This is a genomic window from Hymenobacter sp. UYP22, from assembly GCF_040547285.1.
Classification (GTDB): domain Bacteria; phylum Bacteroidota; class Bacteroidia; order Cytophagales; family Hymenobacteraceae; genus Hymenobacter.
In genome coordinates this window covers 1-6,557 of the sequence record NZ_JBEPPK010000024.1, presented here as the reverse complement: position 1 = coordinate 6,557, position 6,557 = coordinate 1, and the positions used below count along the sequence as shown (strand labels likewise).

Sequence of the window (6,557 nt, the reverse complement as noted above, 5' to 3'; positions counted from 1 at the left end):
ACGACTCCAGTGGGGCGTGTGAGGCGTTGCGGCAAGCCCTAGAATGGAGCTATACTCCGGCTGCGGAAAAGGATATCAAGCGCTTGATGAAAAATACCTGTCGGTAAGCGCTGTTCGTGCCCCCTACCAACTAAGCGCAGGAGAACACAAGTAGCGCAAAGACTCGCCTTTCCCCCGGCAAAGTACCACAATTGGAAGCAAGGGGCAGTGGGGGCAAAAACTACCCTTATTCCGAGGTCGGGGGTATAACTAGGATTATGTTAAGGGACGAAAGCAAGAAACCAAAGGGAAGAATTGCACTTCCCCACTGCCCCTAAAATCCTGTTTAACCAGGCCTGGGAAAGCAGCCCGTTTCGTAAACGTTGATTCGTAGACGAATTTCGTAAACTCGCCGGGCCCTGCAGCGGCCTGCTGGCACCAGGTGTTGGCCAGCTGCCAAGAGTTCACCCAAAGGAGGGGTTCTTTGTATACTGTGTTCATGAAAGGTTTCTTGTTACAGCTTCAACGCCACCCTCAAGCTTCCATCACTTGCCGGACAGTGGTAGAGGACGGGGTGTTCCTGATACAAGTGGGGCGCAAATTCTTTAGAACGACGCCAGAAGAAACCGCGCAGATTCTAAGCACTCCGGGATTTGATGCTATGTCAGGTACTGAGCGATATAGGGTTATCATGGACGTCGTAAAAGCCCTCTCTTCGCTTGAAGAGGATAGTCTTGAAGAGGATCGTGCTGATACGATAACGAGCGAGACGGATACAAGGAAAACTACGACGCAGAAAAGACCCAGAACTAAGAAAGAAGGCTCTTTCTTAGAAATTGCTTTGACGCCTTGTCACTACACCTACGCCCGCAAACTGCGAGGCATTTCGCACTATGCGTTTTACGATATATTGACCACCGAGCCCCTTCAGCAAAAGGACTTGAATGGTTTTTCGCAGTGCGCCATTCTGCTCGATGCAGCTCTTATACTTACTCCGGCTTGGCCATCCATCGGCTGGCTCCCGTTGAGCGAAGACCGTTCGTGGATAAGTTATTCCTGGACAGCCCATGCCTTATTTAATCAAGATGAATGGGACAGAGGCATCCGTAACACAGAAGAAACCGAGTTCTTCCTGGTAACCGAGTGGTTTAACCCTATCGACAACGTGGCCTACAGTAAGCAAACGCCTGCCAAGCGAGAGGAGTTGAATGGACTTCAACGCTCAGGGCTAACTACACCACCCACTGTCGAGGAAAAACTCCGGTTGCATTACGGTTTAACCCCCACTGGGAACACAATACCGCGGCTTCCACTTGAACAGCAACCACCTTGGTAGGTAACGTCCATTTCAGTTCAGGAAAACGGTGATTTAAACAGCCCCCGTCTTTCACATAGGGGCCGAGAATGGCCTGCTAGCTGTTCTAAAGGTGCTGCTTTCCAGCGAATGAAACCAACAGCGGCCAGCAAATGTAATTACATTGTACATACATTTGCATCCATGAACACGCGCCTGATTCGGGTAGGCAATTCCCAGGGGATTGTGCTGCCCAAGAAGTTACTGCAGCAATACCACCTCACTGGCGAGGTGGACCTGCAGCCCACGCCTGAGGGCTTGCTCATCAAGTCGGTGGTGAAGCCCCGCCGCCAGGGCTGGGACGAGCGCTTCCAGCAGGCTATTGCCCAGGGCCAGGCCCCGGAGGGCGAACTGCTGGAGGGATTTTCGGACGAGGCCTTTGAAGAAACGGAATGGCAGTGGTAGCCGTGCAGCGCTTCGAGGTGTGGCTCGTCAACCTCGACCCGACCCAGGGCAGCGAAATCAACAAGACCCGCCCTTGTGTCGTGCTCTCCCCCGACGAGATGAACCGCTACCTGCGCACGGTGACCATTGCCGCCCTGACCAGCACCCGGCGCGACTACCCGTCCCGGGTGGACTGCACCTTCCAGGGCAAAGAGGGCCAGGTCGCGCTTGACCACATCCGCTCAGTGGACAAAACCCGCTTGGTACGCCGCTTAGGCGTACTGCCCAAAGCCACGGCGCAAGCGGTCTGTGACCGGCTGCAGGAGATGTTTCAGTACTGATACCCGTTAGGGGGCTATGGATTGTTTTATGCTGTAATACGCTACATGATAGCTATTTGAGTTTCGTAAACTAAACTCAAGGTTTTGTAATACTAAACTCACATGTCCTGAACTCTCCTACATTCGCTGTTAAACTAAACGTTTAACAAAACCCAATGAGTCAGCAAAAGGGAGAAACAGAACCGGAGTTAAGTATAACTTCTGCTGAGGGAGCCGCAACAGAACCCGAGTTCAGTATAACTCCTGCTGAAACGGCGACAACAGAACCAGAACAAAACACAACTAAACCCAAAGCCAAGGGAGGTCGGCCCCGCAAGGCCCCCGACACGGGGTTGTGGGCGATTCGCGGGGTGGACTTGGAAACCCGGGCCATTGTCGAGAAGACCGCGCAGCGCGCCGGCAAGACCATCGGCCAGTTTGTGAACGAAGACATGCGCTCGTTCTGCCAAGGCCAGCTGACTCAGTCGCAGCTGCCGGCCAGCCCCCGCGACCTGCAGGTGCAGGTGGAGCAGCTGACGCAGATGGTCGAGGGCATTGCAGCCCGGTTAGCCGAGCCAGCGCGGAAGAGCCTTTGGCAGCGCGTTTTCGGCAAGTAGGCAGGTAAGCCCTACTTTTTGGTGGCTGCGTCGAACAGCGGCCCGTTTGCGGGCTTTTTAAGGCCCAGGATGGTGAGCAGGAGTCCCGACAGGGAATGAGCCTTGGCGTGCTTGCCGGTTTTCAGGTCGTGGGCGAACTTGTTGCAGGCCGCCACGTGCGCCGCGCTGGCCAGGATGGTTGCCACCAGCTCCGGCGTGGTGATGCTCAGTTGCGTGAGCAAGCGCCTGGCGTTCTCCACCTGGTGCGGGGCCAGGCCTGCCGGAGAAGCTGCACCTGGCTCCAGGTCGAAAGGAATAGTTTCAGCTAGAGCCTGTGGCTTCACTGTGAAAGTGATGTTTTTGAAGGTCTTCCCGCGCTTTTCCAGCGTGTAGCTAACATTCAGTTCAGTATGCTCATTGATTTGCTTAACGGCTACGTCCAGTACCTTTTCTCGCAACTGGCTGATTCGCTCCATCTTTTCATTGCCCTTCTCATCAAGTAGCCCGAGCATCTTTTTGAAGTCCTGCAGGTCATACTTCTTCGTTTCTCCCAGGTCTTTCCACTGGCTGCAGATTTGATAAATACGCTTAGCGTACTTGCTAGTGAGTCGGAGCGCAGCAGCTAGTTCATAGCTAGTGAAGTTGTTTTTGAGTTGAAATAGATAGGGTAAAACGTACTTGGTTAGGTCAAATTCGATGATTCCTTCTCCCTTGATGTAGCGGATTTGCTGAAACATCCATATCTGCCGGTACTCTTTGGCATCTTCCACTTCTAGCATGCGGGAGCCCATATCAGCCGTGGCTTTATGCAGGTAAGCCCCATTGTATCGCTTGCCCGTCAGACTAGACAGTTCTCTGATATCCAACTGATAGATAGTGTCCTTCTCATCTTTCCGCAGCTTAGAGATGATGAAGAAAAATAGGTCTAGCTGCAGCTCAGTGTATTCGTAGCGGGCATTTGTGAGGGCATTATGCTGACGGATTTCTAATTCTTGGTTCATCAAGACAGGCATTTAGCTGATTCAACTGCAATTATAATTATTAAACCACCATCTAAAACAAAAGTGGTTTTTAAAGGTGGTTGTAGATACACGAAAGGTGGTCGATAGATACACGAAAGGTGGTTTGAAGTACACGAAAGGTGGTTTTTACTACACGAAAGGTGGTTTGAAATACACGAAAGGTGGTTTGAAGTGCTTGTAATGCTATGATTTTCAATAAGTTACGACCCCCTCAAATAGAACAAATACTTCAAATATCACAAGTTGTGTTTCGCGCGAGGAAAAAGCTTTCAAAACGTGTGGATAACCCTAGTCGGAAACAGAAAGCAAACAAAACACCCTAGAAGCCAGTGACTTGCGAATATTCAATTAATACTATATAATTGGTAATCAATAGTATATGATTGTTATTGTCGAGCTTATGTGCTTATTTACACCTGGGAGAACTTTCGCCTTTGGGGCCGTGGGGAAGCAAGCCCCGAGCATTATCAGCATCGGGTGTAACCTAGGCGCTACCGATGCCCGTAGGAAAGAATAAAATAGTAATTTACCCGTATGCTTCAAACCTGTCAGCACTGTGCTACTGTGTATACCCCCCGTCGCAAAGGAGGCCGTTTCTGTTCCACCAACTGCCGGGTAAGTGCCTGGGATAAGGCCCAAAAGTCAGAGGAAGCCCACTGGTTGTACCAGGGAGACGAATACTACCTAGCCCATAAACTAGACTTCTTAGGCGAGGAGGCAGGTAAACTTTTATCCTTGCTGGAAGGCTACCCAACCACTGAGCAGCTGACACAGATCAAAGAACTGCTTGGTCGGATGTGGGGTGAGCGGGACAACTCGGTGGTGCAGCGTGTGATACGACAGAAAGTAGTAGTGCCAGGAGGCACAAGCGTAAATCGTTAGCGTAGGTAAGCCCCTGATAGCGTAAAGTATAAGCGTAAAAACCCCGTCATAAGCGTAAAGTACAAACGTAAGCAAGCGTAAAGTTCAAGCGTTGTGTACTCACTAGACAATTTTGGGCAGCCTAAGCGCTGCGCTTTAGGCTGCCCAAAATTGTCTGTTCGGCCCTGCGGGCACCCGTTCTACCCGGTGGCCACCGGCACCCCCAGCCGGCCCGCTGGCCACCCTTTTCCCCTACCGCCCCCATGCCCTATGCCATCCTGCGCACGGCCAAACTCAAGACCGCCGGCAACCTCACTTCCCTGAACGAGCACCTGCAGCGGCTGCGGCCGACGCCCAACGCGGACGCCGAGCTGACCCCGCTCAACGTGCAGCTGGTCGGTAGCCAGGACTTAGCGGCCGACGTGCAGGCCCGCCTCGATTCAGCCGGCTGCACGGTGCGCAGCAACGCCGTGCTGGCGGTTGAGCACCTGATGACATTCAGCCCCGAATTTTTGGACATTCGCAAGGAGCCCGGCCAGTCGGGCAAGCCGGCCCAGCTGGTTGGCTCGCCCGAGGATGGGGCCAAGCTGGCCGGCTTCCGGAACCGGGCGATGGAGTGGCTGAGCGAGCGCTACGGCAAGGAAAACGTCGTGAACGCCGTGCTGCACCTCGATGAGCAGACGCCGCACATCCACGCCACGGTCGTGCCCATTGACGCGGCCGGCAAGCTCAATTGCCGGGCGATGCTGGGCGACCGGCAGAAGATGCGCGACATGCAGACCAGCTTTGCGGCGAAGCTTGCCTCGCTTGGGCTGCAACGCGGGGTGGAGGGCAGCCAGGCCCAGCACCAGGAGGTAAAGCGCTTCTATGGGCTGGTAAAGGAGCTTAATCCGCAGCTCGAGCAGGAAGCCCAGCGCCAGGTGGCCCAGCAGCGCATCCACCAGGCCGGGCAGCAGCACAGCCGCAGTGGTGGAGTAGGTATGTAAAGGCCATATCTTGCTTTTATTTTTAAGCTTATCGAAGCTGGCCTTTTAACCTTATCAGAATGCGAGCATGGCTATTAGTGGGCGTTTTGCTGTGGCTGCCTCTGGCTTCGCAGGCGCAGCGTGCCCTTGACTCAACGCCGAGGTATCTCGAATCCGATGCGCTACGGGCCAAAGACAGAATCAACGAGCGGCCGCGCTACGGTGGGCTTACCAAGACGGCGGCGCAACTGGAAGCCGACGAGCAGTTCATTGCGCATAGCCTGCGCAAGTATGGTACTGCCCAAGCCGCCATGCAGGCCCATGTCAACTTCGGTTGGCACTACTTGGCTACTGACCATGCGCCCACGGCCATCAAGCGCTTCAACCAGGCTTGGCTACTCGATTCCACGGCGGCTGACGTGTACTACGGCTTCAGTGCGTATCTGCAGCAACAAGGCCAGACGGAGGAAGCCGAACGGTTTATGCAACTCGGCAAGCGTCACGACAAAGGCAACGAAGCGCTGCTGAAATACTACGCCAGCCAAGCCTACAACCAGTCGTTGCGACGAGACTACCCTGGGGCCATTGCGACGAATGAAAAACTGCTGGCGCTGGCCCCCACCGATGCGTTTGCCCATGGTAGAACCGGCTATTGGTATCTGCTGCAAAAGGACACGGTCCGCGCCGGCCAGTACCTGAGCCGTGCCGTGCAGCTTAACCCGCAGGATTCGCTTTCCTACCTGAACCGGGGCTGGTTGCGCTACGAGCAAAAGCAGTATCCCAAGGCCGTGGCGGATTTCACGCAGGCTATTCGCATCAACGGCCACTACATCAGCGCCTATGCCAACCGGGCCTTGGCCAACACCGATGCGGGCAACCACGCGGCGGCCATTACGGACCTGAAACAATGCCTGGCGCTAGTGCCCTCCCGCGACAAAGGCCAGTTCTACTACCTGCTCGCGCAAGCCCAACTAAAAACCAACGACTCCAGTGGGGCGTGTGAGGCGTTGCGGCAAGCCCTAGAATGGAGCTATACTCCGGCTGCGGAAAAGGATATCAAGCGCTTGATGAAAAAT

The 6,557-nt window shown here is 54.2% G+C and carries 7 protein-coding genes; 6 read left to right on the top strand and 1 reads right to left on the bottom strand.

The genetic code is table 11. The features are described 5' to 3' along the window. The first annotated feature begins 478 nt into the window (after positions 1-478). The 4 genes from ABIB60_RS22315 to ABIB60_RS22300 all read left to right on the top strand — a co-directional run bounded on the left by ABIB60_RS22315 (position 479) and on the right by ABIB60_RS22300 (position 2,654). Positions 479-1,315 (top strand): hypothetical protein, encoded by an 837-nt coding sequence (locus ABIB60_RS22315; protein WP_354582546.1) that lies wholly within the window; start codon positions 479-481, stop codon positions 1,313-1,315. 162 nt (positions 1,316-1,477) lie between these two features. Then, positions 1,478-1,738, top strand: coding sequence for an AbrB/MazE/SpoVT family DNA-binding domain-containing protein (locus tag ABIB60_RS22310; RefSeq protein ID WP_354582545.1), 261 nt, complete (start codon positions 1,478-1,480; stop codon positions 1,736-1,738). Continuing rightward, on the top strand, positions 1,726-2,058 hold the full coding sequence (locus ABIB60_RS22305) for a type II toxin-antitoxin system PemK/MazF family toxin (RefSeq protein WP_354582544.1): 333 nt from the start codon (positions 1,726-1,728) through the stop codon (positions 2,056-2,058). Before ABIB60_RS22310 ends, ABIB60_RS22305 begins: the two co-directional genes overlap by 13 nt. Before the next feature lie 155 nt (positions 2,059-2,213). Further along, positions 2,214-2,654 (top strand): hypothetical protein, encoded by a 441-nt coding sequence (locus ABIB60_RS22300; protein ID WP_354582543.1) that lies wholly within the window; start codon positions 2,214-2,216, stop codon positions 2,652-2,654. An 11-nt stretch (positions 2,655-2,665) separates the two neighbouring features. Here the strand turns inward: ABIB60_RS22300 and ABIB60_RS22295 are convergent, their stop codons facing one another. Beyond that, positions 2,666-3,634, bottom strand: a complete 969-nt coding sequence (locus tag ABIB60_RS22295; protein WP_354582547.1) for a replication initiation protein — start codon at positions 3,632-3,634, stop codon at positions 2,666-2,668. 1,145 nt (positions 3,635-4,779) lie between these two features. On the opposite strand from ABIB60_RS22295, the gene mobV reads away from it, so the two are divergent. Both mobV and ABIB60_RS22285 read left to right on the top strand, forming a co-directional pair. Beyond that, positions 4,780-5,502: a MobV family relaxase gene (gene mobV / locus ABIB60_RS22290; RefSeq protein ID WP_354582542.1), complete on the top strand. Its 723-nt coding sequence runs from the start codon at positions 4,780-4,782 to the stop codon at positions 5,500-5,502. Between the two features lie 59 nt (positions 5,503-5,561). Continuing rightward, positions 5,562-6,557: tetratricopeptide repeat protein (locus ABIB60_RS22285; protein WP_354582541.1), on the top strand; the 996-nt coding region annotated here is incomplete at its 3' end.

Coding starts and splice junctions, on each gene's coding strand:
- ABIB60_RS22315 (WP_354582546.1), top strand. CDS start 479: ATGAAAGGTTTCTTGTTACAGCTTCAACGCCACCCTCAAGCTTCCATC.
- ABIB60_RS22310 (WP_354582545.1), top strand. CDS start 1,478: ATGAACACGCGCCTGATTCGGGTAGGCAATTCCCAGGGGATTGTGCTG.
- ABIB60_RS22305 (WP_354582544.1), top strand. CDS start 1,726: ATGGCAGTGGTAGCCGTGCAGCGCTTCGAGGTGTGGCTCGTCAACCTC.
- ABIB60_RS22300 (WP_354582543.1), top strand. CDS start 2,214: ATGAGTCAGCAAAAGGGAGAAACAGAACCGGAGTTAAGTATAACTTCT.
- ABIB60_RS22295 (WP_354582547.1), bottom strand. CDS start 3,634: ATGAACCAAGAATTAGAAATCCGTCAGCATAATGCCCTCACAAATGCC.
- mobV (WP_354582542.1), top strand. CDS start 4,780: ATGCCCTATGCCATCCTGCGCACGGCCAAACTCAAGACCGCCGGCAAC.